Source organism: Bradyrhizobium sp. UFLA05-108 (assembly GCF_059803455.1).
Genome location: NZ_JBANAZ010000021.1, coordinates 49,147 through 73,366, shown reverse-complemented (window position 1 = coordinate 73,366; position 24,220 = coordinate 49,147). Strand labels below are relative to the sequence as shown.

Genomic DNA, 24,220 nt, shown 5'->3' with positions numbered 1-24,220 from the left:
TCAGCCGGCCGGGCCGGCCCGTGCCGGCGAGGCCGGCACGATCAATTCCTCTGGCCAGAGGGGCTACGAACCACTGCGCCTGTTTTGACCCGCGCCCGCCGATCTCACCACGTTCACCACGCCAGCCACGAAGCCGAGCAGCAGGAACACGATAAATCCGAAAGGCGACGTCGACAGCAAGCGGTCGAACCCCCAGCCAATCCCCGCTCCGACAATGACCCCGGCGATCAACTCGGAGGATAGCCGGAAACCGAGCGCCATCGCCGAGGCTCTGGCCGCTTCGTCTCCACCTTCACCTGCGGGTTGCTCGGTCTTGATCCTGCGGTCGCGAAATTCGGACAACCGCTGATTAAGACTTCCGAGCCTTGCGGAAAGCGCAGCCTCCTCAGGCGATTTATCGCCATTTCCATTCTCGCCGTGCCCCGTGCTCGTACTCATGCAACGAAGACCCGAAACGCCGCGGTTGAATGGAAATTACGCCCGCCACCCTCGAAAGCCGCGCGGACCATACTGACCGCACAGAATCAAGTCAAGCCAAGTCACGATTGCGTCGTTTTCGACTATCTAATTGATATTACTTGAAATATCGCCGTCTTCCCCAGCGCTGCACACAGCGTGACGCCGCACCGCAGCAGCTCGCGCCGCAATCAGCGGGCCTTGCCCGGATCTGGCTGCTCTGCGGATATCGAACGAGGTGCGAAATCAGTCATCCCGCCAGCGCGTTTTTCGCGCGCGGGGTGTAGGATTGCAGGCAGGTCACATGATCACATCATTTTCCGACGGAGCAGCGCCATGAGGTCAGCGACGTCATCCAGAGCATCGTGGTTTTCGGCGGCTGTCATCGCCGTGGCTGTCGCGGCGGGTGGCGGTCTCGTTTTCGCGCAGGCGGCACCCGACAGCGAGAACGGCCGCTACACCATGGCGCCGACCCCGGACGGCGTGTTGCGGCTCGATACGCGCACCGGGACCGTGTCCACCTGCTCGAACAACGGGGCGGGCTGGGCCTGCTACGCCGTGCCCGACGAGCGCTCCGCGCTCGACGCCGAGATCGGCCGCCTGCAGGCCGAGCTCGAGAAGCTGAAGGCGCAGCTGGCCGCCGGGCCGACCGTCTCCGGCAAGATCGACGATGCGCTGCCGAAATCCGACTCGTTGAAGAAGGCCGAGCCGAAAGCCGCGGAGAACAATCGCAAGATCGAGGTCCCACTGCCCAGCGATCAGGACGTCGATCGCGTGGTGTCGTTCCTGGAGCGCGCCTGGCGGCGGTTGATCGAGATGGCCAACCGCGTGCAGAAGGACGTCTCGGGGAAGATTTAACGCGCAGTTACGCAACGGACTGCGCACAGCTGCGTTCTTCGTAGGGTGGGCAAAGGCGCGCTTGCGCCGTGCCCACCATCTTTCATGGATCGCAACAGAAGTGGTGGGCACGGCGCTGACGCGCCTTTGCCCACCCTACGGCTGCGTAGGATAAAGCGAGACCTTTCATGACATCAACCACGCGCTCCGCGCCATCGACGGTGCAGGCCACGACGATCAGCACATCGTTGCTGACGGTGCAGACCTCAGGCCGCGGTTTCGTCGATCTGACCACGGAAGCCGAGAAATTCGTGCGCGACGTTCGCGCGCGCGACGGCGCATTGACGCTGTTCATCCGTCATACCTCGGCGTCGCTGACGATCCAGGAAAATGCCGACCCCTCCGTGCTCGTCGATCTCACCACGGCGCTATCGCGACTGGCGCCCGAGAATTCCGGGTGGGTGCATGACCTCGAAGGGCCAGACGACATGCCAGCGCATATCAAGACCATGCTGACGGAGACATCGCTCCAAGTGCCGGTCCTGAAGGGCGAACTGGCACTCGGCACCTGGCAGGCGATCTATCTGATCGAGCACCGCAAGACGCCGCACCGGCGCGAGGTCGTGTTGCAATTCATCGGCCAGGCGAACTGAACAACGTGCGCCGACAAAACAAAACCGGCCGCGGATTTCGCGGCCGGTTTGCTGTTGGTTTGCGCCGGCGGCAGGCCGCCGGCAGCTTGCGCGATCAGGTCGCCTTGATGTCGACGTCCTTGGTCTCCGGCAGGAACAGGAAGCCGACCACGGCGGTGATCACTGCGAACACGATCGGATACCAGAGGCCGGCATAGATGTCGCCGGTCGAGGCCACGATCGCGAACGCGGTCGCCGGCAACAGGCCGCCGAACCAGCCATTGCCGATGTGGTAGGGCAGCGACATCGAGGTGTAGCGGATCTTGGTCGGGAACAGTTCGACCAGCATCGCCGCGATCGGCCCGTACACCATGGTGACGAAGATCACCAGGATGAACAGCAAGCCGATGATCGCCGCCACCTGCGGACGGAAGATGTCGAACGGATGCGCCATCTTCACGATGCCGGGGTCACCCGCCTTGGGATAGCCAGCCGCCTGCACCGCCGCGAGAACCGCCGGGTTGCTGTCCTTGGCGTTGGCGTAGGGCACTTCCTTGCCGTTCACGACGACCTTGACGCCGGAGCCGGCCGCGCCGGGCATCGTCACGTATTTGACCGACGACTGCGACAGGAAGGCGCGCGCGGTGTCGCAAGGCGCTGTGAAGACGCGGGTGCCGACCGGATTGAACAAGTCGCCGCAGCCCGCGGGATCTGCCCACACCTCGACCTTGCCCGCTTCGATCGCCTTTTCCAGCGCCGGGTTGGCGTTGGTGGTGATCATCTTGAAGATCGGGAAAAAGGTCAGCGCCGCGATCAGGCAGCCGCCGAGGATGATCGGCTTGCGGCCTATCTTGTCGGACAGCGCGCCGAACACGACGAAGAAGCCGGTGCCCAGCAAGAGCGACCAGGCGATCAGCAGGTTCGCGGTGTAACCGTCGACCTTCAGGATCGTTTGCAGGAAGAACAGCGCGTAGAACTGGCCGGTGTACCAGACCACGCCCTGGCCCATTGTGCCGCCGAGCAGGGCGAGCAGCACGAGCTTGCCGTTCTGCCAGTTGGCGAAGGCCTCCGTCAGCGGCGCCTTCGAGCTCTTTCCTTCTTCCTTCATCTTCTGGAAGATCGGCGATTCATTGAGGCGGAGCCGGATCCAGACCGAGACGCCGAGCAAGAGCACCGACACCAGGAACGGAATGCGCCAGCCCCACTTGGCGAACTCGGCTTCGCCGGTCGCGGTGCGGGTGAACAGGATCACAAGCAGCGACAGGAACAGGCCGAGCGTCGCGGTGGTCTGGATGAAGGAGGTGTAGTAGCCGCGTTTGCCGTTCGGCGCGTGCTCGGCGACGTAGGTTGCCGCACCGCCATACTCGCCGCCGAGCGCGAGACCCTGAGCAAGGCGCAGCGCGATCAGGATCACCGGAGCTGCGAACCCGATCGTCGCCGCGTTCGGCAGCAGGCCGACGATGAAGGTCGACAGACCCATGATCAGGATGGTGACGAGGAAGGTGTATTTGCGGCCGACGATGTCGCCGACGCGGCCGAACACGATGGCTCCAAACGGGCGCACCAGGAAGCCTGCCGCGAAGGCCAGCAGCGCGAAGATGTCACGGGTTGCTGGCGGATAATCCGAGAAGAATTGCAGGCCGATGATGCCGGCGAGCGAGCCGTACAGATAGAAATCGTACCACTCGAAGACGGTGCCGAGCGAAGAGGCGAGAATGACGAACCGTTCGTCCTTTGTCATGCCTCCTGCGCCAGCACGGGACACAGTCATTGTCGTCATGTTGAATTGGCTCCCCGAAAATCGTTTCCTCGCTCCCAGATGTCCGGACGCGGCCGGACAGCTTCTGGGCTTGCCCCAAAGGTAACATCGTCGTGAAACCGGCCCCAATACGACTTTCGGCCTTTCGCACTGACGCGTGGCTGACGGCTGCTGGCATGCAACGCCGCGCCAAGTAGAATATCGGGATTAACCCCTTTGCGGCAAAGGGATAATGTGGGCTTGCATGCCACGGCCGCTCGGGGAAGAATTGGCCCGCCGGCGCCCTGGCTTGTTGGCCCGACCACAACGACAGCAAGAGATCGATGAACGCTCCCGCAACCCGCCTCGTCATCGCCGATGACCATCCCCTGTTCCGCGATGCGCTGCGCCAGGCAGTGGCTGGCGTTCTGACCTCGGCGCGGGTCGACGAGGCCGGATCGTTCGAGGACCTGACCAAGCTCCTGGAACAGGATTCCGATGTCGATCTGGTCCTGCTTGACCTGTCGATGCCCGGTATCTCCGGCTTTTCGGGCCTGATCTATCTGCGTGCGCAATATCCGGCGATCCCGGTGGTCATCGTCTCGGCGTCCGACGACAGCGCCACGATCCGCCGCTCCCTCGACTTCGGCGCCTCCGGTTTCATTCCCAAGCGGTTCGGCGTCGAGACCCTGCGTGACGCCATCCTGAAGGTGATGGACGGCGATGTCTGGGTGCCCCCGGATACCGACCTCAACTCCGCCGCCGATCCCGATATGATGCGCCTGCGCGACCGCCTGGTGACGCTGACGCCGCAGCAGGTGCGGGTGCTGATGATGCTATCGGAAGGTCTCCTCAACAAGCAGATCGCCTATGAGCTCGGCGTCTCCGAGGCGACCATCAAGGCCCACGTCTCCGCGATCCTGCAAAAGCTCGGCGTGGAGAGCCGTACCCAGGCCGTGATCGCCGCCGCCAAGATCGCCGGCGGCCAGTGGAAGCAGGGCACGCCGACGGAGTGATCCTTGGCTGTCATTCCGGGGCGATGCGAAGCATCGAACTATGGTGCGCAATTGCGCACCTGAGAATCTCGAGATTCCGGGTTCGCTTCGCGCCCCGGAATGACGACGTCTCACTCCGCAGCCACCATCTGCTGCGTGCGCCATTGCCCGAGCAGAGCCCGCAGCGAAGCCGGCTTCACCGGCTTGTTCAGCACCGCGATCTGCTCCTCGCGCGCGGCGACCTGCACGGCCGGGCTGCGGTCGGCGGTGATCAGGATCGCCGGTATGTTGTCGCCGAAGCGGCGGCGGATGTCGCGGATGGCGGCGATGCCGTTGCCGCGGTCGAGATGATAGTCGACGAGCAGGCCTGTCACGTTGCGGCCGGCCGCCTCGATCGCACTGATCGCACCCTCGGGATCAGCGACCGCGATGACCTCGGCATTCCAGGCTTTCAGCAGCGTGCGCATGCCGTCGAGGATTGCTGCGTCGTTCTCGATGCATACGATCAGCGCGCCGGCAATCGGCGTGCGTGCGAGCGGCGTGGCGCTGGTCACGGCCGCAGTATGGGTTGCCGCCTTGGCGGTCGGCACCGTTACCGAGAACATCGAGCCGCCGCTCGCATTGGCATCGATGGCGATGCCGTGCTTGAGCACGCGCGCCAGGCGCTCGACGATCGACAGGCCCAGTCCCAGGCCGCGCGCGATCCGCGCGCCCTGCTCGAGGCGGTGGAATTCCTTGAAGATCTCGCTGCGCTTCACGGCAGGGATGCCGACGCCGGTGTCGTAGACGCAGACTTTCAGCGATGGCCCCTGGCGGCGGCAGCCGACCAGCACACGCCCGCGCGGCGTGTATTTGATCGCGTTGGAGATCAGGTTCTGCAGCAGGCGACGCAGCAGCAGCCGGTCCGATTTGACCGCCAGCGAGCAGGGCATGAAGGTCAGCCGCAAGCCCTTGGCGCGCGCGATCGGCGCGAACTCGATCTCCAGCGACCGCATGAGGTCGCCGATCTTGAAGCTCGAGATCGAGGTCGTCATGGCGCCCGCATCCAGCCGCGAGATATCGAGCAGCGCGCCCAGGATCTCCTCGATCGCCTGCAGCGATTCGTCGATGTTCTCGACCAGCCGCGTCTCTTCGCCGCCATGCTGACGCTCCACCAGGCTCGTCGCGTAGAGCCGCGCGGCGTTCAGCGGCTGGAGGATGTCGTGGCTCGCCGCGGCGAGGAAGCGCGTCTTGGAAATGTTGGCGTCTTCGGCGGTGCTCTTCGCCCGCGCCAGCTCCGAGTTCAGTCGCGTCAGCTCCTCGGTGCGGTCGCGCACCCGCTTTTCCAGCGTGGCGTTGGCGCGCTCGAGCGCCTCGGCCGCCTCGAAGGACGGGGTGACGTCGGTGAAGGTGATGACGAAGCCGCCACCGGGCATGCGATTGGTCAGGACTTCGATGACCATATGGCGGTCGGGCAGGCGCTCCAGATACGGCGCGCTGTCGGTCGTATAGGCGACGAGCCGCCGCGCCAGCATCGCCTCGTGATCGTCGACTTCCGCCGGGTTGCCGGCGCCCATGAATTCCAGGATTTCGCGCAGCGGCGTACCGAACTGGATGAAATGCGGCGGCACGCTCAGCAATTCGCCGAACTGCCGGTTCGAGCAGATCAGCTGCAAGTCCTCGTCGAACACCGCGATGCCCTGGCGCACATGATTGAGCGCGGTCTGGAGGATCTCGCGGTTGAAATGCAGTGCCGCATGGGAATCGTCGAGCAGTTTGAGCGCGGCTTTTGCCGACACGGTCCGCTTGCGCAGCAGGAGCGACATCACGAGGCGCGAGGAGGCCGCCCCGATCGAGGAGGCGATCATGTGCTCGGCGTGCTGCAACAGTTCGAAATCGGCCGGTGCGCCCGCTTCGAGCCGCACATTGCGCCGTGACGCAAACGCCTCGAAGGATTGCCGCGCGCGCTCGGGCCCGAGATATTGCGCCACCGTGCTCTGGATGTCCTGCACGGTGACGGTGGTGCGCCAGCGGCGGAAATTCGGCGCGATCGGCGCGAGCGTGTTGGGAACGAACAGGTCACCCTGCACGAGCTCGATCGAGCTCGGCTGGCGCGCCAGCGAGAGCAGCACGTAGGTGAGGACGTTGAGCGACAGCGACCAGGCGACGCCATGCAGCAGCGGCGGAAGGTCGGCGCCGAACAGCGCCTGCGGCCGCAACGCCTCGAGGCCGAACGGACCATGCTGAAGCAGCAGGATGCCCGAGGTCGAGGAGTCGAGGAAGCTCGGCAGGAACAGCGTGTAGAGCCACATGGCGAAGCCGACCAGCATGCCGCCGATGGCGCCGCGCGCGGTGGCACGCCGCCACAACAGGCCGCCGAAGAAGCTCGGCGCAAGCTGGGCGATGGCGGCAAAGGACAGAAGACCAATCGCCGCGAGCTGGGTGTTGCCGAGTGCGCGATAATAGAAATAGGCCATCACCATGATGGCGAAGATCGCGAGGCGCCGCGAGCGCAGCAGGAAGTCGATGAAATCCGTCGCGCCGGCGCGGCCCTCGGGCCGCCGCTTCAGCACCAGCGGCACCACGAGGTCGTTGGAGACCATGATGGAGAGCGCGACGCATTCCACGATCACCATCGCGGTCGCCGCCGACAATCCGCCGACGAAGATGGCGACGCTGAGCAGGTCGTTGCCGCCCTCCATCGGCAGCGCCAGAACGTACATGTCGGGATCGATCGCGCCGAACGGGAAGGTCACGAGACCGGCGAGCGCGATCGGGATCACGAAGACGTTGATGGCGACGAGATAGAGCGGGAACAGCCAGCGGGCGCGGCCGACCTCGGCATCGGACGAGTTCTCCACCACGCTGACGTGGAACTGGCGCGGCAGCAGCATGACTGCGCAGAACGATAGCAGCGTCATGGTCAGGAAGTTGCCGATCGAGGGCGAATAGTTGATGGCGCGCACCGCCTCCGGCGTCTTCATCGCGCGCTCGATCAATTCGTGCGGTGAGAACATCCAGAAGGTGACGAAGGCGCCGGCGGCGAGGAACGCCACCAGCTTGACGATGGATTCGGTGGCGACCGCGAGCATCAGGCCGTGCTGGTGCTCGGTGGCGTCGGTCTGCCGCGTGCCGAACAGGACCGCGAAGGCCGCCATCGCCAGCGTCACCATCAGCGCCATGTCGCCGAGGATCGGGATGTGGGAGAAGGCCTGGTCCTCGCTCAAGATGGTTTCGAGCGAGGAGGCGACGGCCTTCAGTTGCAGGGCGATATAGGGCACCGAGCCGATGATCGCGATCAGAGCGACCGTTGCCGCCACCGCCTGGCTCTTGCCGTAGCGTGCGCCGATGAAGTCGGCGATCGAGGTGATGTTCTGTGCCTTGGCGAGCTGGATCACGCGGCGCAGGATGCCGGTGCCGATCCCGATCATCAGGACCGGGCCGACATAGATCGCGAGGAAGTCGGTCGAGGTGCGGGTGGCGAAGCCGACCGAGCCGAAGAAGGTCCAGGAGGTGCAGTAGATCGCCAGCGAGAGCGGGTAGATCAGGCCGGAGGCACGGCCGGCTTTAGCCTGGGAGCGGCGGTCGCCGTGGCTCGCTACCAGGAATAAAAAGCCGATATAGCCGAAAGCGGCTGCGATCACGCCCCAGTCGTGCAGCATTGCTGGGGAACCTCTCCCTTGCGTCGCGGCGAAAGCCGCGTCTGATCTCATTTTCCGAAGAAAATCTAGCGCTTAAGCTCGCCGCAAGCGACAGCCATTTTTCCAGTTGCCGCAGGAACCATCATCGTCGTTAAGCTGCGTCGTCATGATCGCAGGGCGGCCTCAGGCCTACCGAGAGAGTCCCCGTTTGGCACCCCACTCCCTGTCCCTCCCCCTTTGCTGGGGAGGGGGTAGCCCGGGAAGGGTGTGGGTGGATTCATCGCGCTGGGCCAGCGCGACTTACTCCGCCGCCAGCGACTTCTGGCGCAGCGGCAGGCCGAGGCGGTCCCAGACCTGGAGGAGGGCTTCGGCGAGCTGATCGATCAGGCCGTCGTCGTGATAGGGCGAGGGCGTGATGCGCAGCCGCTCGGTGCCCTTGGCGACGGTGGGATAGTTGATCGGCTGGATGTAGATGCCGTGCTCTTCCAAGAGCAGGTCGGAGGCCTGCTTGCACTTCTCGGGATCGCCGACGAACAGCGGCACGATGTGGGTGTCACTCGACATCACCGGCAGGCCGGCGGCATCCAGGATCGCCTTGACGCGCGCGGCGCGGTCCTGATGGCGCTCGCGCTCCCAGCTCGAGGTCTTCAGGTGCTTGATCGCGGCGGTTGCGGCCGAGCAGATCGCTGGCGGCAGCGCGGTGGTGAAGATGAAGCCCGGCGCATAGGAGCGCACGGCGTCGATGATCTGGCCGTTGGCCGCGATATAGCCGCCAAGGCAGCCGAAGGCTTTCGCCAGCGTACCTTCCAGGATGTCGATGCGATGCATGACGCCGTCACGCTCGGCGATGCCGCCGCCGCGCGGGCCGTACATGCCGACGGCATGAACCTCGTCCACATAGGTCATCGCGCCGTATTTCTCGGCCAGGTCGCAGATCTTTGCGAGCGGGGCGACGTCGCCGTCCATCGAATAGAGGCTCTCGCAGGCGATCAGTTTTGGCCGGTTCGGGCCGGCGGCCTTCAAGAGCGCTTCGAGATCGGCGAGGTCGTTGTGGCGGAATACGATGCGCTCGCAGCCGGATTGGCGGATGCCCTCGATCATCGAATTGTGGTTGAGCTCGTCCGACAGGATCAGGCAGTTCGGGATGAGCTTGGCGATCGTCGCGATGCCGGTCTGGTTCGAGACGTAGCCGGATGTGAAGAGGAGAGCGGCCTCCTTGCCATGGAGATCGGCAAGCTCGGCTTCGAGCTGCACCAGCGGATGATGGGTGCCGGCGATGTTGCGGGTGCCGCCCGCGCCGGTGCCGACCCGGGTCGCGGTCTCGACCATGGCGCCGACCACCTTCGGGTGCTGGCCCATGCCGAGGTAGTCGTTGGAGCACCAGATCACGACGTCGCGCTTGCCCTTGGGCGAATGCCACACCGCGTGCGGGAACCTGCCGGCCATACGCTCGAGATCGGCGAACACGCGATAGCGCCGCTCGGCGTGGAGGCGATCGAGGGCGGAATTGAAGTACGCGTTGTAATCCATCGGCAGACCTGCAGCGGAACTGGCTAATCTTCTTAGAGCTTTTCAAGCTCTAATGTCTATGCGCCAGCTCACATTTGGCAATGCGGCGGGCAGGACCATTCATAGCGGCCGGCCGTCAGCAATAATTGATGTGGATCAACCGGCTAGTGCCGCCGCACGCCAGCTCCTTGGACTGCGCGGTCGCCTTCGCGGCGGCATGGACATTTTGTCCATGGCGCTTCGCCGGTCATGATCGCGGAACCGGTTAAGCCGGGCTCGTGGCCCTTCTCCAGAAGGGGCTGCGGTGCCGCCGGCCTCGCGGAGAGCTCTTGCAAAGGGAAGCGCCATGAAACGAGTGATGATCCTGAACGGCCCGAACCTCAATCTCCTCGGCGTGCGCGAGCCGCACATCTACGGAACGACGACACTTGCCCAGATCAAGGCTAGCTGCGAGGAGGCCGCTGTAAGGCTCGATCTCTCGGTCGCCTTCCACCAGTCCAATCACGAGGGCGTTCTGGTGGACCTGATCCAGTCGGCGCGGCAGGATGCCAATGCCGTCATCATCAATCCGGCTGGCTTCTCCTTCACGTCCGTCGCGATCATGGACGCGATCAAGGCGTTCGAGGGCCCGGTGCTGGAGGTGCATATCTCCAACATCCACGCCCGCGACGAATATCACCGGCACTCGAAGATTTCGTTCGTGGCGACCGGCGTGATCTGCGGGCTCGGGCCCTACGGCTACATCGCGGCGATGCACGCGATCGCGCAGATGAAGTGAGGCGCGCGCTCAGGTCGTCCTGAACTGGAGCACGCCGTCCCTCTCTTCCGCGGTCAGCCGTCCCTCGACCAGCATGTAGTTGACGTGGGCGATCAATTCGCCCGCGGCAAAGCCCATCTGGTGGGCATCGAGCACGTGCTTGTGGAACACGACCGGCACGAGCTGGGACGAGGTCTGCGGCACCTCGCGGCACGCTTCCGCGATCATGCGGCAGCGCTCCTCGTGATGGTCGGCGAGCTGCTTGATGCGGGTCTTCAAGCCGTAGAACGGCACGCCGTGGCCGGGCAGCACCAGCACGTCATAGGGCAGCGTGGTGGTGAGGCTCGCGAGCGAGGCCAGATATTCGCCGAGCGAGTTCTGGTCGGGCTCGACCGCCCAGACGCTGACGTTCGGCGAGATCTTGCTCAGCACCTGGTCGGCGGAGAGGAACAGCTTGTCATCCGCGCAATACAGCATCACCTGGTCGAGCGCATGACCGCCGCCAGTGATCACCTTGAAGCGGCGCGGGCCGATCACGACCTCGTCGCCATGCGAGATGCGGCGGTAGGAGGCCGGCAGCACCGACACGCGTTTCAGATATTCCTGGCCGCGGCCGAGCAGCTTGTCGGTCAGCGTCTCGTCCATGCCATGGCGACGGAAGAACAGCCGCTGCGCGTTGCGCCGCTCCTCGGTGCCACGGTTCTGGTGATAGACCGATTGCAGATATTCAACCTGCGACATCTCGAGAGGACAGTTGAACCGCTCGACGATCCAGCCCGCCAGGCCAACATGGTCGGGGTGCGAATGGGTGACGATCAAGCGCGTGATATGGACGCTTCTGAGCGGCCCGTCGAACAGTTTTGTCCAGGCCTCGATCGTCTCCTCATTGCCGAAGCCGGAGTCGATCATCGCATAGCCGTCGCCGTCGGCGAGCAGGTAGATGTTCACATGGTTGAGGCGGAACGGCAGTTTGAGCCGCACCCACAACACACCGGGGCGCACCTCCACGACCTCTTCGGGGCCGGGATGCTGTTCCCAGGGGTAGCGCAGGGCCTCGGCCGAGGACTGTACGCTGTCGCTCTTCGAATGCATGGACTATCGGTACCCGCACATCGGGCCGGACGCCAGCCGAAAAACCACGTGGGGTGGCCTTCGCATGGCCGTCATTCCGGCGGGCGGACACGATGTCATTCCGGGGCGCGGCAAAGCCGCGAACCCGGAATGCGGAGGTTGTGGCGCGAGATTCCGGGTTCGCCTCTTCGAGGCGCCCCGGAATGACGGAAGAGAAGTCTTAGGCCGCGCGGATATTGCTGAGGAACGCGTCGACCTCTCCGCGCAGCACGTCGGCCTCGCGGCGCAGCGCATCGGAGGCGCTCAGCACCTCGGTCGCCGCAGCGCCGGCTTCGGCCGAGGCCGTGGAGACGCCGACGATGTTGCTGGACACCTCGCTGGTGCCTCCCGCGGCGTGCTGGATGTTGCGGGCGATCTCGCGTGTCGCTGCCCCCTGTTCCTCGACGGCGGCGGCGATCGACGTGGTCACGTCGTTGATCTCGCCGATGATCTGGCCGATGCCCCTGATCGCGCCGACCGCAGAGGTCGTGACCTGTTGCATGCTGGCGATCTGGGTGCGGATCTCGTCCGTGGCTTTCGCGGTCTGGCTCGCGAGGCTCTTTACTTCGGAGGCGACCACCGCGAAGCCGCGGCCGGCCTCGCCCGCGCGCGCCGCTTCGATCGTGGCGTTGAGCGCGAGCAGATTGGTCTGCGAGGCGATGGTCTGGATCAGATCGACGACCACGCTGATGCGGCTTGCGCTGTCTGCAAGGCCTTGCACGGTCGCGTCGGTCGCGCCGGCTTCGTGGACCGCCTTCTTGGCGATCTCGGCCGAGGTGACGACCTGGCGGCTGATCTCGGCAATCGAGGACGACAATTGCTCGGTGCCGGCCGACACCGTCTGCACGTTGACCGAGGTCTCCTCGGCGGCCGACGCCACGGCGTTGACCAGCGCGTTCGACTGGTCGGCCGTCGACGACATGCTCTGCGCGGTCGCCTGCATCGAATTGGCCGATTGGGCGAGGCTGTCGAGGGCTGTGCGCACGGTGCCTTCGAACGATCCGATCTGCGCCTCCATGCGCGCGGCGCGCTCCGCCTTGGCGACGCGGTCCTTGTCCTGCTCGCCGGCGAGTGCACGGGCCTCGATCATGCTCTGGCGGAACACCTGAAGCGTGTCGGTCATGGCGCCGATCTCGTCACTATGTCTGGTGCGGACGATCTCTGCGTCGAGATCGCCGGCCGAGAGCAGCTGCATCGCGCGCTGCAGCCCGCCGATGCGCCGCAGGATGTTGCGTCCGACATAGAGCCACACGAACAGCACCGAGCCGACCAGGGTCAGCGCGCCCAGCGCCAGCATGACCATGGTGGCGAACGAAATCTGCCTGCGCGCCTGGAAGGTCGAGTCGTTGGTCTCCTTTTGCACACCTTCGACCAATTGCTGCACGCTGATGCCGAGGCCGACATTGAGCTTGCGGGTTTCGTCGAGCACGGTCTGGCCGTAGTCGGTGGCGTCGAGCTCCTTCTCGCGCAGGTTGAACACGCCGGTCTTCCCGGTGCCGAGCGCAAGCAGCTTTTCGGCCGTCTCGCGCAGCATCTTGCTGCCCTGATTGTCCGGCAGCAGGTCGAGGTTCGAGCGCAGGCGCCCCTGGGCCGTCTTGAAATCCTTCTGGATGTCGTCGAGCTTGTCGGCGGTGTTGGCCGAGAGCGCTGCGCTCATGTCGGCCGCCGCAAGATTGCCGGCCGCAACGACATTGCCGAGCTGGCCGACGGTCTGCGCCGCTTCGCTGGCGTCTTCGGCCGACAGGTTCGCCGAGCCGAGAATCGCGTTGACCTGGGTCTGGGCATTGAGCATCGCAGGGCTCGCCGCGCCGACGAAATCGCCCTGTGCCTTGCGCAGCGCATCGTATTGCTTGTCGTGAAGTGCCGCGACGTCGAGCCGCTCGCGGGCGGCCGAGGTCAGGCTTTGCGCTGCCTCATTGAGGTTCTTGATGGTGTCGTTGAGGCCCGTGACGACCGTCTTGTCGGCGCCGAGCTCGATGATCTCGCCGAGCTTCTGCTGGACCTGCTGCTGCAATTCCTTGAGCTTCCTGGTGCGCTCGTTCAGAGCATCCTCGCTCGGTGCGGCGAGCAGTGCCGGTCCCTGTGCCGCGAGGCTCGCGCTCTGGGCGGACAATTGCAGGCTTGCGGCGAGACGCGGAATGTCCCGCCCGCTCAGGTCGACCATGCGTTCGCCGAGATTTTGCAGCACGTAGCCGGCGCCCGCCGAGATCACGAGGCCCATGCCGGCAATGACCGCGAAGGCGGCGAACAGGCTGCCGCGCACACCCCACTTCTGCAACGAGATACGAGGCCCGAGGCTGCCCAGGCTCACACGGATCGCCATCAGAATTCCCCCACGCGCATTACTTTATATTTTGCGGGCGGCAGTATCGGGGGCGCGAGTTAAAAAATCGCAAGCGAGGCAATTGCTTGCGCTTTTCCACGCGGCGAAAAAAGAAGGGCCGGCAAGACTGCCGGCCCTTTCCGCAAGATCGATTGTGGTTGGCGGTCAGTAACGCGCGGCCACCGGGCCCGCCCAATTGAAGCGGTAGTTGACGCCCGCCTTCACCGTGTGATCGTCGGTGGTGAAGCTGCCGGCCGGCACCAGCGCCGCAGGCGCGGTGAAGCTGGCGCTGCCGAAATTGTAGTACTGGTATTCAGCCTTGGCCGACCAGTTCGGGGCGAACAGGTATTCAAGTCCGGCGCCGACGGTGTAGCCGTTGCGATGATCGCCAGAGATCGCAAATCCGACCGGCGCGCCGCCAAGCGTCACATGCTCGTTGTTGTCCGAATAGGCGTAGCCGCCCTTCACGTAGACCAGACCCGGGCCCCAGGTGTAACCGACGCGACCGGTGATCGAGCCGAGCCCGCGCTGATCGTTGGTGTAGGCGTAGCCGCTCGGGAACACCGCGCCGACGCTGCCGGAGAGCCAGGAGTACTGGCCTTCGACACCGACCACGAAGTTCGGGTGGAATTGCCAGTCCGCACCGACCTGCAGACCACCGAGGAAGCGGCCGTTGCCGTTGTTGCCGGTGGAGAGACCGTTGAAATTGTTGTCGCTCGAGAACGCGCCGCCGAGATGCGCACCGAGATAGAAGCCGGTCCAGTTGTAGATCGGCGCGACATAAGCCGGCGCAGGCGTCTTGCTGTAGTAGGGGCGGGCGCCGAGATCGGCACCGACGGCGGGCGCGGCGGCGCTTAACGAGAGCAGCGCAACGGTCGCGAACAGAATCTTCTTCATCGTCTTCTTACTCCAACGCATCATTCCCGGCAGGCGCGCATCTCGCGCCGTCGTTGCTTTCGCGGATAGCGGGCTTTTGATGAAAATGCTGTCACATGCGCGGCACAGCGGCCGCCAACCCGACGTATTGGCCGGCAAATGCTTTTCGTGCTTAACGACGGCTTAAGAAAGGGTGAAGAAAGGCTTAACGCGGCTGGGTTTGCGGAGACGATCGGCCGCTCTCCGTCAAGCCAGGCGCCTGCGCACCTCCTCGCGCATCTGCTCGCGAAACTTTTCGCGCTGCGCGGGCCGGTCCTTCTCGGCGATGGTGTGACGATCGAAGATGTCGAACTTCTCCAGGATCGGATAGCGCTCGCTTGCCATTGCGAGCACGCGGAGCACCTTGGCCGCCGACGCGCTCGGCCCGCGCACCTCCCAACGCCGGATCGTCACTGTCCCGCTCACAGCCGGCAGGCCGCACAGCTTCGCCATGTCCGCGACCGTGAGCTCCCGGCCGAGCGCCTCGGACAGGTCGGCGCGCAATTGCTTCAGTTCGGGGCCGGTCATGTCACCTCAGTTAAGCGAAGTCGATGAGGTGAATGCATTAGCGCTGATTCGGGCCGATCCGAAGGCGGGCCTGTCTCATCCCCCGGGACCTGCCAAAGCGACGCAATCAACCTCCACGTCGAATGGCCCGGGCCACGACGGGACATGCACGAAGATGCGGGCGGGGGATTCATCCTCGAAGTAGCGGGCGTATATCTCGTTGAACGCGGCGAAGTGCGAGGGGGTGGGCGTGCAATAGACATTGCACTTGATGACCCGTGTCAGCGAGGATCCTGCCGTTTCCAGGCAGTGCTTCATCTGATCGAGCACGATTTCGGCCTGCCGCTCGAATGGCAGCGGCCTGATCTCGCCTGTTTCGGGATCAAATGGCGGCAGTCCGGACAGATAGACCAGGCCGTTGGCGACGACCGCCGGATAGATCGGGCCTTTGCGGCGACGTTCCAGATAGGTCGAAATCGGCTCCACGCGGATTCGTTTCATGTTGCTTTCTCCGGGCTCTGCTGGCGCCACAAGCTACTGCATGCCGCCCATCGATGGTTCGGCGGTTGCCGAATTGTCACCGTTGTTGCGCCGGCGCCGTCGCGATAGGATCAGCCATGGTCGCGGCGGCAAACATGGTCGAAGTGGCGGCGCTGGTTGGCGACACCGCCCGTGCCACCATGCTGGCCGCGCTCATGGGCGGACAGGCGCTGACCGCAAGCGAGCTCGCTGCGCGGGCGCGAGTATCAAAGTCCACCGCCAGCGGACATCTCGGCAAGCTGGTCGGTGCGAGGTTGCTTAGCGTGACCCAGAAGCGCCGCAACCGCTACTACCGCATCGCGTCGCCTCTGGTGGCCAGGATGCTGGAAAGCATCAAGGCGGTCGCCGCGATCGAGGTTCCGTCGCGTCACCAGCCGCGCTCGATCGGCGATGACCAGCTCCGTTTCGCGCGCACCTGCTACGATCATCTGGCCGGTCATCTGGGGGTTGCCATCGCCGATGCCCTCGTTGCCAAAGGGCACCTTGTCCTCACGGACGACGGCGGCGAGGTGACCGCTTCCGGTACACGCTTCCTCTCCCTGTTCGGTGCCGAGCTGACGCCGACGTCCCGGAGCAGGCGAGTTTTCTGCCGCCCGTGCCTGGACTGGAGCGAGCGCCGCTATCATGTCGCCGGTCACGTCGGCGCGGAAATTCAACGATGCTGCCTGGAGCTCGGTTGGCTGAGGCGCGATCGCGACACGCGGATCGTGCGCATCACGCCGTCCGGGCAGATCGGCTTGCGCAAGACATTCGGCATCGACCTGAGCGATGGCAGAAGCCGCGGTTCATCAAATGCCCGATCATGAATTCGCGTGCTAGTCTCTCGCTGCCGGTCGAGCGTCAGCGAGGGGAAATCCCATGCCAGTGTTCAAGCTGCCCCTGTCGGGGGATGTCGTGCAGTCGATTTATCCGTCGTTCTTCAGTCCCACTGGCGGCCAGTTCGGGCTCGTCAACATCACGGTCGGGCAATCCTCGGCGCCGGAGGTCGAGAGGGACGTGCTGTCGGATGTCGGCAGCTACGGCAAGCAGATCGGCCAGATCGCCGATGCGTTGCTCGCGGTGATCGAGCATCTGGAAGCGGACGTCGACGGGACGCTCAAGCGCGACAAGGCGATCAAGGACTTCAAGACCATGCTGCATGCGGTCGCCAAGGTGAAGAACGCCCACCATCGCGAGGCACGGCGCCCGCGCGACTGATCGCGTCATACGGCCTGCGCGTTCCGTCCGGGTCGGGCGGCGAGCGGGCCGCCCGGCGCAGTCGGCATCCCGCCGCACAAAAAATGCAGCGCGATCCTGTTTTCACTTGATTCATCTCCCTGTCACGGTGACAAGTCCGCCATGGACAACGCTACCCGCTCGGAACGATCTCGCAACGCTGCGCTTGAAGCGGCGATTGCCATCATTGCGCGCGACGGACCCGGCCGGCTGACGCTCGACGCCATCGCGCGCGAGAGCGGCCTGAGCAAGGGCGGCGTGATGCACCAGTTCCGCACCAAGGAAGCCGTGCTCAAGGCGCTGCTCGAGCGGCAGATGGCGCATTTCGAGGAATTTTCGAACCGCTATATGGCGAAGGTGAGCGCCACCTCCGCGAACCCCGCGCTCGCAACCCAGCTCGCGACAGTCCGCGAAGCGGCCGCGTCGCCGAATTCGGCGGCGCTGGCGCTGGTCGCGGCCATGGTCGAAAACCCCGGCCTGATGTCACTGCCGCGCGATCGTGAGATGAAGAGGGTCGCGGCGATCAAGGCTGAGGCCGCGGACCCGGATCTTGCATTGCTGCGCTGGGCCGCTGCACGCGGACTGCTGCTCAGCGGCCTGTTCGGCATGTCGCCGCTCAGCAAGGAGGAGCATCAGCGCCTGTTCGCGCGGCTGCTCGACGACAGCCAATGGAGCGCGCTGGAAAAGCCTGCCAAGCCACGCGCTGTGAAGGCAGGCGCAACGACACCCGCCAAGAGCGCGACCGCGCGCAAGCGCGCCTGACCAGCAGCCACGAATCCGTTGCGGCATCAGCCGCGCCAGGCACGCTCCAACCCCTCATCCTGAGGAGCTTGCGGAGCAGGCGTCTCGAAGGATGAAGGCCGAGCTGCAAGAGCCGGCCCTTCATGGTTCGCCCGGCGATGGGAAGCATCGTCCGGAGACTGCGGCTGGCGCTGGCCGCGGCCAAACGTGTCCATCGCATTTTGATACTTTACAAACCGTCTAGTCGGTTTTATAGATGGCGACACTGAGGCCCGGCCCAAGGCTTCGGATCATGGCCCCGGAAGAGGCCTTGGGCCGGTAATTGTGAGCACCGCAGCCGCGTTCTTGTCCCGTACGCGGCTGCGGTCGCCGCGGCCTCTCGTTGCGCCTCAAGAGGAGTATGGAATGGATCGCTCGATCGCCATGCGCGGTCTGGGAACGCTTGCGCTGTGCGCATCCGTGGTAGGCTGCGCCAGCGTGACGCCGGTGCCCCATTCGGAGATGGCGTCGTCGGCCTACATGGCGCCGGACAAGTCGGACACCTCCGGCCGCGTGCCCTATCGCTACTCCACGCAGGTCGACTGGCGCGCGTACGACAAGGTCATCCTCGATCCGGTCGTGATCTATCGCGGTAGAGATCATCAGTTCGGCGATATGTCCGACAAGGACAAGACGACGCTTGCCGCCCACATGCAGAACCGCTTCGCCGACAAACTGCGCAGCCGCTTTGCGCTGGTGAATGCACGCGGGCCGAACACGCTGCGGGTTCGGCTCACCTTGACTGGCGCAGTCACCAACACGCCGGTGCTCGGCACGCTGTCGCGCTTCGATGTCGCGGGCGCCGTCTATAACGGCGTGCAGGCCGCGCGCGACGGCGAGGGCACGCTGACCGGATCGGTCATCTACGGCGTCGAGATCTTCGACGCCTCGACCTCGCGCCTGCTCAGCGCCTACGTCACCAAACAATATCCCGCCGCCTTCGACATCAAGGCGAGCGTCGGCTCGCTCGCCGCCGCCACGGCCGGCATCGACAAGGGTGCCGACGCCTTCATGGCGCAACTGAACTGAAGAGAGAGGCCGAGAGATGAGCATCCTTCTTCGCATCGTCGTCCGCATCGCGATCACCGTCGCGCTGATGATCTTCGACGGCCGCGCCGGGGCGGTGGGCCCCAGCGATCCCGCCGGCACCTGGCTCACCGAGGACGGCCGCGCCCGCATCCGGCTCGAGCGCTGCGGTTTGGGGCGCGACCGCATCTGCGGCTTCATCGTCTGGATGAGGACCCCGCAAGATGCGCGCGGCCAGCCGCTGCGCGACAGTGAAAATCCCGATCCCGACAAGCGCGCCCGCGCGCTGCTCGGCCACCAGCTCATCATGGGCCTCGAGGCGACACCGGAAGGCCGCTTTGCGGGCGAGATCTACAATGCCGAGGACGGCAAGCGGTATCCCATCTCGCTGTGGCGCGAGGCGGCCGACAAGCTGAAGCTCAAGGGGTGCCTGATCAGGTTCCTGTGCCAGACCCAGACCTGGCAGCAGACTCTCGACGTCCTGCCCGGCCAACTCGTTGGCCTGACCGGCGACGTCAACGGTCCCCGCGCCGACGAGGAATGGGCCGCAGCCTCGCCGCCGAAGCCACGCAAGTGAAGGGAAAGTAGCGGCTGCTGCCCGTGTGCTGCCGCGAATTTGATCCGGATCAAAGCGGGACAGCCCTTTCTGCGGTCCGATTGCAACATGGATACTCTCCCGGCGAACGCCTTCACGGGCGAAGCCATCGAAGCTGAGCTTGAGACGGACTGCGATGCGCGCGATGCCGGGTTTGCCCGCTGCGTGCAATTGCTGCGCGATGCCGGATTGAGACCGACGCGCCAGCGCGTGGATCTGGGGCAGCTTCTGTTCCTGAACGGTCACCGACATGTCACCGCAGAGATGCTGTTCGAGGAGGCGGTCGCGGCGAACGCTCGGCTGTCGCTGGCAACCGTCTACAACACGCTGAACCAGTTCACGGAAGCGGGCCTGTTGCGCCGGATCGCGGCCGATGGCCTGAAGTCGTTCTTCGATACCGACACCAGCGTGCATCCGCACTTCTACCTCGAAGGCGAGGACATTCTGGTTGACGTCTCCGAGGGGCTGAGCTTCACCAAAGTGCCAGAGGCTCTGCCGGGGCACGACATCGTGCGGCTCGACGTCGTCGTGCATCTTCGCAGGAAAACGTCATCAGCGAGCAAATCATAGCCGTCCGCCGAATTGCGAATTCCGACTCGCAAGGGCCCGGTTCGCCCTGCGATACGGTTTAAGCCGTTGCCTGATGTATCCGCCGCGACTGCTCCTCATATATCGCGGCTTCCGTCGCCGGTAGGCGCTCGAGCCGCACGGCGACGTGCTTGTGATAGGGGGTGCCGGCGATGGGGTCGCGGTTGCCGCTTTCGGTCAGCGCGTTGATCCGCGGGCCGTTGCTAAGGCGTTCTCCGCCTGCGGTCGGGTGGGCCTGGCCGTAGCCGTGCGGCAGCGCGAGCTGGCCATCGCGCATGGAGTCATCGCGCCTGGCGCGCGCGACGATGCGCCCTACGGGTGATCGAACCGCGATCCAGTCGCCGTCGTCGGCGCCGAGGGAAGCAAGATCGTGCGTGTTGATGAGCAGCGCGCCATCGGGGTCGTCGCGCCGCCAGGCCGGATCGCGAAAGATCTGGTTGGCGTTGAACATGCGGCGCTGGCCAGCCGCGAGCACGAAGGGATAGTCATTGCCCGGCCGCGCGGCGGTCGGATCGAGCGCTCCCAGCCAGGTCAGCAGCGGCGTGATCGCGAGCCGCACCTTGCGGTCGGGATGGGCGAGCAGCGTCCACACCTCGTCATAATCATGCTCGGTGAAGGCCGTGCCGTTGCGTGCGCCGACCACGGCGTCGAACAGAGCATCGCCGAGCGACACATCCGGCACCTCGGCGCCTGCCTTCAGCGCGCGCCGTACCGCCTGCGGTGAACGCTTGGCGCAGGCGAGCGCGGCCATCCAGAGCGGCGCCGCCGCTGCGGTTTCGTCCGGCAGGGTCGCTCCCAGCGTATGGTAGAGCACCAGCGCGCCGAGCGCAGCGAGCTGCGGATTGGCGCCCATGAAGGCGCGGAATTCCGCGGCAAAAGCGCCGCGCGATTGCAGCGCGGCCTCACGCAGCGGCGCCAGCGCGTTGTCGCCGGGCAATAGCCCAAGCGCGCGGGTCAGGCGGGTGTAGATCTCCGGCTCTGGTAGCGTCCCCGGCAGCGGTGCGACCACGCCGGCCCGGACATGGAAGAAGTTTTTGGGAAATTCCATGTTGAACAGCGTGAACTCGGTCTTCTCGTATTGCGAGGAGGCCGGCAGCACGTAATGCGCGAGCTGCGCCGTCTCGGTCATGGCAACGTCGACCACGACGACGAGGTCGAGCGCGCGCAGCGCCTTTTCGACCTCGGCGGTGTTGGCGGCCGTGTTGGCGGGATTAGATGAGTCCACCCAAACCCCGCGCAATCGTTGGGGATGATCCGTCAGCACGGCCTCGCAGAACAGGTTCGGCGGCAGCAGTCCGGCGATCACCTCGGTATCGACGGCCGCAAATCGCTGGTTCGGCGAATTGCCCCATAAGGGTTGCAGCCAGCTGTGGAGCTGGTTGGTGCCTTTCCGGCCAAAGCTGCCGGTCAGCATGATCAGGAGCTTTTCGAGATAGGAGTTGAGCGTCGAGTTAACGCCCTGCTGGATGCCGAGTTCGACCCGCACGGTCATCGCTTTTGCCGCCACGATCATGTCGACGCATTGCTCGATCTGCGCAATCGGGATGTCGGCGGCCTCGGCCCATTCATCGACGCGAATGCTCAGGAGCGCCTCCCGCACCTCGTCATAGCCCGTCGTGTGCTGCGCGATGAAGGCGTGGTCGACCGCGTCGCGGCGCACCAGTGTTGTGAGAATGGCCCCGAGCAGGAAGGCATCGGCCCCGGGTCGGACGGCGAGATGCAGGTCCGCCATCTCGGCGCTCTCCGAGCGGCGCGGATCGACGACGATCATCCTGCGGTTTGGATCTTTCCTGATCTGGTTGAGATGGTCGCGTGCGTTCGGGAAGCCGTGCGCGATCCAGGGATTGGCGCCGATCACGAACAGGAGATCGCAGTGATGGACGTCCTCCGCGGTGTGGCAGGTCTGGCTGCCGAACATGTGGCCGTTGACCCAGAAGTCGCCGGTCTTCTCCTGCGCCAGCGCATTGAAGACGTGGCGCGAGCCCAGCGCGCGCAGCAGCGCATTGGCATAGGCGCCACCGGCATGATTGCCCTGGCCACCGCCGCCATAAAGCGCAAGGCTCTTGCCGCCATGATGCTCGACCAGCGTGCGCAACCGGCCCGCGATCTCCGCGATCGCGGTGTCCCAGTCGATCGCGTCGAACCCGCCGTCGGCGCGTCGGCGCAGCGGCGTGGTCAAGCGGTCACGGTGATGGGCATAGAAGGGGATGCGTGCGGCCTTGTTGCAGAGGTAGCCCTGCGATTTCGGATGCTCGCGGTCGCCGCGCACCTTGGTGATGCGGTCATTGTCGACCCGCACCTCCAGCCCGCAATTGACGTAACAGAGATTGCAGGCGGTCTTCCGCCATTCCGTACCCGGCATCGACATCTCTCCCATGGTCTGGCTGGAGGGGATTTTAAATGATGATCATCATATATTCAATCGCCGTAGTGGGCTGCCGGTTCGCAGGGGATGGCGCTGGCCGGCAGGGGGTGCAAGACTGGTCAGGATCGAAATCCGCGGCTTCAACGATCAGATCGGCACCATAATGAGTGATCAACCGTTTCCAGGGCCCGCCTTGCGCCCGCTGAGCTTGCAGATCGGCGCCCAAAAAATTGCAGGCTTTGAGAGCGCAGGCACTGGCCGCCCGATCCTCTTGATCCACGGGAACTCATCCTCGTCCCGGATCTGGCAGAAGCAATTGCAGGGACCGCTGGGAACAAGATTCCGCGTGATCGCGATCGACCTGCCGGGCCACGGCGCCTCGTCGCCGCCGCCCAATCCGGAAGCCGACTATTCGGGCGCGGGTTATGCAGCCGTCATCGCGGCGATCGCCCGTGAGCTCGATCTGAAAAACGCCGTGGTGGTCGGTTGGAGCCTAGGCGGCCACGCTGTGATCAATGCGGCCGGCGCGCTGCCCACGGCCGCCGGCCTGATGATCTTCGGCACGCCGCCGATCGGCAGGGCGCCGGACGGCTTTTCCGGCTTCAAGGGCCTGTCCGCCACGGTGTTCACGCCGAAGCCGAGCGAGGCCGAGATCGAGGAGTGGACGAAATCGGCCTTCGCGCCGGGCTATGCGCCGATCCCCGATTTCGTCGTCGCGGACTTCCGCGGCACGGACGGCAACGCACGGGGCTATCTCGGCGTCAACGTCCAGGCCGGCCGCATCTCCGATGAGGCCGAGATCGTCCGCAATCTCAAGATTCCGCTTGCGATCGTCCACGGCCGTGACGAGCAGATCGTCGATCTCGGCTATCTCCAGCGACTGCCCGCGCCAACGTTGTGGCGCGGCGAAGTGCAGGTGATCGACGGCGCCGGCCATGCGCCGCAATGGGAGAAGGCGGAGGCGTTCAACAAGGTGCTCGACGCGTTTGCATCGAGCGTCTGAGGACACAGCTAGCGCCGCGCCCCCGGCAGCATGCGCTTAAGGGTGCGGTCGTGCAGCACGTAATGATGCACAAGCGCAGCTGCGGCATGCAGGCCGACCAGGATCAGGAGTGCGTTGGCGAGCGCCTCGTGCACTTCTCTGACGTCACGAGCGAAGGCACGGTCGGCCGTCCAGGGTGAGGCGATCTCGATGAGACCGAACACCGGCAAGGCCTGACCGCGGGCGAATTGCACCAAAATGCCGGCGACCGGCGCGGCGACCAGCAGCGCATACATCATATAATGCATCGCGCGCGCGGCGTGCTCGCTCCAGCGGCCAATCACGGCATCCGGTGCCGGCGGCGCGTCGGTGAGGCGCCAGCAGAGTCGTACGGCGACCAGCAGCAAGACCGAAAGCCCGAGGAAGATGTGGATGTTCTCGCCGGCTTCGCGCTGCGGTCCGCGCGGCAGCGCATCGCCGAACTCTCCCAGCAGCCAGGCGCAGAATACCAGCGCGACGACCGCCCAATGCAGGGCTATCGCGACGGCGCCATAGCCCTCGGCTGAATTACGAACTTGCATGCGTGAAATTCCAGTTCGCCAGCAGTATGAGCAATCGGCGGCAAGTGCCATTGATACAGCTCAATTTCCGCGAACATGTCATTCCTGATGCAAACGATCGTCATTCCGGGATGGTTCCGGGCTCGCCGCTGGCGCGTCGCCCGGAATGA

The 24,220-nt window shown here is 65.0% G+C and carries 23 protein-coding genes; 12 read left to right on the top strand and 11 right to left on the bottom strand.

The window, feature by feature from the left end; all coding sequences use genetic code 11:
• Nucleotides 1–63 precede the first annotated feature (63 nt).
• The gene (locus tag SO140_RS17425; protein WP_449379164.1) at nucleotides 64–438 is read right to left on the bottom strand and encodes an AtpZ/AtpI family protein; all 375 of its coding nucleotides are present in this window, start codon (nucleotides 436–438) and stop codon (nucleotides 64–66) included.
• A gap of 354 nt (nucleotides 439–792) precedes the next feature.
• Between SO140_RS17425 and SO140_RS17420 the strand changes: the two genes are divergently transcribed.
• Both SO140_RS17420 and SO140_RS17415 read left to right on the top strand, forming a co-directional pair.
• Complete coding sequence (locus SO140_RS17420; RefSeq protein ID WP_449379165.1) at nucleotides 793–1,314, top strand: hypothetical protein; 522 nt, start codon at nucleotides 793–795, stop codon at nucleotides 1,312–1,314.
• 167 nt (nucleotides 1,315–1,481) lie between these two features.
• On the top strand, nucleotides 1,482–1,946 hold the full coding sequence (locus tag SO140_RS17415; RefSeq protein ID WP_449379166.1) for a secondary thiamine-phosphate synthase enzyme YjbQ: 465 nt from the start codon (nucleotides 1,482–1,484) through the stop codon (nucleotides 1,944–1,946).
• 94 nt (nucleotides 1,947–2,040) lie between these two features.
• Here SO140_RS17415 and SO140_RS17410 read toward each other — a convergent pair whose 3' ends face one another.
• Nucleotides 2,041–3,666: an MFS transporter gene (locus SO140_RS17410; RefSeq protein WP_449379167.1), complete on the bottom strand. Its 1,626-nt coding sequence runs from the start codon at nucleotides 3,664–3,666 to the stop codon at nucleotides 2,041–2,043.
• 341 nt (nucleotides 3,667–4,007) lie between these two features.
• Between SO140_RS17410 and SO140_RS17405 the strand changes: the two genes are divergently transcribed.
• Nucleotides 4,008–4,679, top strand: coding sequence for a response regulator transcription factor (locus tag SO140_RS17405; RefSeq protein ID WP_027521419.1), 672 nt, complete (start codon nucleotides 4,008–4,010; stop codon nucleotides 4,677–4,679).
• A 110-nt stretch (nucleotides 4,680–4,789) separates the two neighbouring features.
• Here SO140_RS17405 and SO140_RS17400 read toward each other — a convergent pair whose 3' ends face one another.
• Both SO140_RS17400 and hemA read right to left on the bottom strand, forming a co-directional pair.
• Nucleotides 4,790–8,299, bottom strand: a complete 3,510-nt coding sequence (locus SO140_RS17400) for a PAS domain-containing hybrid sensor histidine kinase/response regulator (protein WP_449379168.1) — start codon at nucleotides 8,297–8,299, stop codon at nucleotides 4,790–4,792.
• Between the two features lie 279 nt (nucleotides 8,300–8,578).
• A complete protein-coding gene (hemA, locus tag SO140_RS17395; RefSeq protein ID WP_449379169.1) occupies nucleotides 8,579–9,808 on the bottom strand; it encodes a 5-aminolevulinate synthase in 1,230 nt (409 codons plus the stop codon).
• Nucleotides 9,809–10,133: 325 nt separating this feature from the next.
• On the opposite strand from hemA, the gene aroQ reads away from it, so the two are divergent.
• Nucleotides 10,134–10,565 carry a type II 3-dehydroquinate dehydratase gene (aroQ, locus tag SO140_RS17390; protein ID WP_449379170.1) on the top strand — a complete coding sequence of 144 codons (432 nt, stop codon included), beginning with the start codon at nucleotides 10,134–10,136 and terminating at the stop codon, nucleotides 10,563–10,565.
• A gap of 9 nt (nucleotides 10,566–10,574) precedes the next feature.
• On the opposite strand, the gene SO140_RS17385 is transcribed toward aroQ, so the two are convergent.
• The 5 genes from SO140_RS17385 to SO140_RS17365 all read right to left on the bottom strand — a co-directional run bounded on the left by SO140_RS17385 (nucleotide 10,575) and on the right by SO140_RS17365 (nucleotide 15,900).
• Entirely contained in the window at nucleotides 10,575–11,636 is a 1,062-nt protein-coding gene (locus tag SO140_RS17385; protein WP_449379171.1) for an MBL fold metallo-hydrolase, read from the bottom strand.
• Between the two features lie 199 nt (nucleotides 11,637–11,835).
• Complete coding sequence (locus SO140_RS17380) at nucleotides 11,836–13,977, bottom strand: methyl-accepting chemotaxis protein (RefSeq protein ID WP_449379172.1); 2,142 nt, start codon at nucleotides 13,975–13,977, stop codon at nucleotides 11,836–11,838.
• Between the two features lie 165 nt (nucleotides 13,978–14,142).
• Entirely contained in the window at nucleotides 14,143–14,874 is a 732-nt protein-coding gene (locus tag SO140_RS17375; RefSeq protein WP_449379173.1) for an outer membrane protein, read from the bottom strand.
• 225 nt (nucleotides 14,875–15,099) lie between these two features.
• Entirely contained in the window at nucleotides 15,100–15,420 is a 321-nt protein-coding gene (locus SO140_RS17370; RefSeq protein ID WP_449379174.1) for a hypothetical protein, read from the bottom strand.
• A gap of 75 nt (nucleotides 15,421–15,495) precedes the next feature.
• The gene (locus tag SO140_RS17365; protein ID WP_449379222.1) at nucleotides 15,496–15,900 is read right to left on the bottom strand and encodes a RidA family protein; all 405 of its coding nucleotides are present in this window, start codon (nucleotides 15,898–15,900) and stop codon (nucleotides 15,496–15,498) included.
• Nucleotides 15,901–16,016: 116 nt separating this feature from the next.
• Here SO140_RS17365 and SO140_RS17360 point away from each other — a divergent pair, with 116 nt between their 5' ends.
• From SO140_RS17360 to irr, 6 genes are all read left to right on the top strand, one after another.
• A complete protein-coding gene (locus SO140_RS17360; RefSeq protein WP_474799276.1) occupies nucleotides 16,017–16,745 on the top strand; it encodes an ArsR/SmtB family transcription factor in 729 nt (242 codons plus the stop codon).
• Nucleotides 16,746–16,797: 52 nt separating this feature from the next.
• Nucleotides 16,798–17,136 carry a hypothetical protein gene (locus SO140_RS17355; protein WP_449379176.1) on the top strand — a complete coding sequence of 113 codons (339 nt, stop codon included), beginning with the start codon at nucleotides 16,798–16,800 and terminating at the stop codon, nucleotides 17,134–17,136.
• Nucleotides 17,137–17,277: 141 nt separating this feature from the next.
• Nucleotides 17,278–17,916 carry a TetR/AcrR family transcriptional regulator gene (locus SO140_RS17350; RefSeq protein ID WP_449379177.1) on the top strand — a complete coding sequence of 213 codons (639 nt, stop codon included), beginning with the start codon at nucleotides 17,278–17,280 and terminating at the stop codon, nucleotides 17,914–17,916.
• Between the two features lie 384 nt (nucleotides 17,917–18,300).
• Nucleotides 18,301–18,963 (top strand): DUF3313 domain-containing protein, encoded by a 663-nt coding sequence (locus tag SO140_RS17345; protein WP_498542878.1) that lies wholly within the window; start codon nucleotides 18,301–18,303, stop codon nucleotides 18,961–18,963.
• 16 nt (nucleotides 18,964–18,979) lie between these two features.
• Nucleotides 18,980–19,537, top strand: a complete 558-nt coding sequence (locus SO140_RS17340) for a DUF2147 domain-containing protein (RefSeq protein WP_449379179.1) — start codon at nucleotides 18,980–18,982, stop codon at nucleotides 19,535–19,537.
• A gap of 87 nt (nucleotides 19,538–19,624) precedes the next feature.
• Complete coding sequence (irr, locus tag SO140_RS17335) at nucleotides 19,625–20,125, top strand: Fur family transcriptional regulator Irr (protein WP_449379180.1); 501 nt, start codon at nucleotides 19,625–19,627, stop codon at nucleotides 20,123–20,125.
• A gap of 58 nt (nucleotides 20,126–20,183) precedes the next feature.
• Here the strand turns inward: irr and SO140_RS17330 are convergent, their stop codons facing one another.
• A complete protein-coding gene (locus tag SO140_RS17330; protein WP_449379181.1) occupies nucleotides 20,184–22,505 on the bottom strand; it encodes a molybdopterin-dependent oxidoreductase in 2,322 nt (773 codons plus the stop codon).
• 166 nt (nucleotides 22,506–22,671) lie between these two features.
• On the opposite strand from SO140_RS17330, the gene SO140_RS17325 reads away from it, so the two are divergent.
• Nucleotides 22,672–23,511: an alpha/beta fold hydrolase gene (locus SO140_RS17325; RefSeq protein ID WP_449379182.1), complete on the top strand. Its 840-nt coding sequence runs from the start codon at nucleotides 22,672–22,674 to the stop codon at nucleotides 23,509–23,511.
• Nucleotides 23,512–23,519: 8 nt separating this feature from the next.
• On the opposite strand, the gene SO140_RS17320 is transcribed toward SO140_RS17325, so the two are convergent.
• Nucleotides 23,520–24,071: a cytochrome b gene (locus SO140_RS17320; protein WP_449379183.1), complete on the bottom strand. Its 552-nt coding sequence runs from the start codon at nucleotides 24,069–24,071 to the stop codon at nucleotides 23,520–23,522.
• 2 nt (nucleotides 24,072–24,073) lie between these two features.
• Between SO140_RS17320 and SO140_RS17315 the strand changes: the two genes are divergently transcribed.
• Nucleotides 24,074–24,220, top strand: a complete 147-nt coding sequence (locus tag SO140_RS17315) for a hypothetical protein (protein ID WP_449379184.1) — start codon at nucleotides 24,074–24,076, stop codon at nucleotides 24,218–24,220.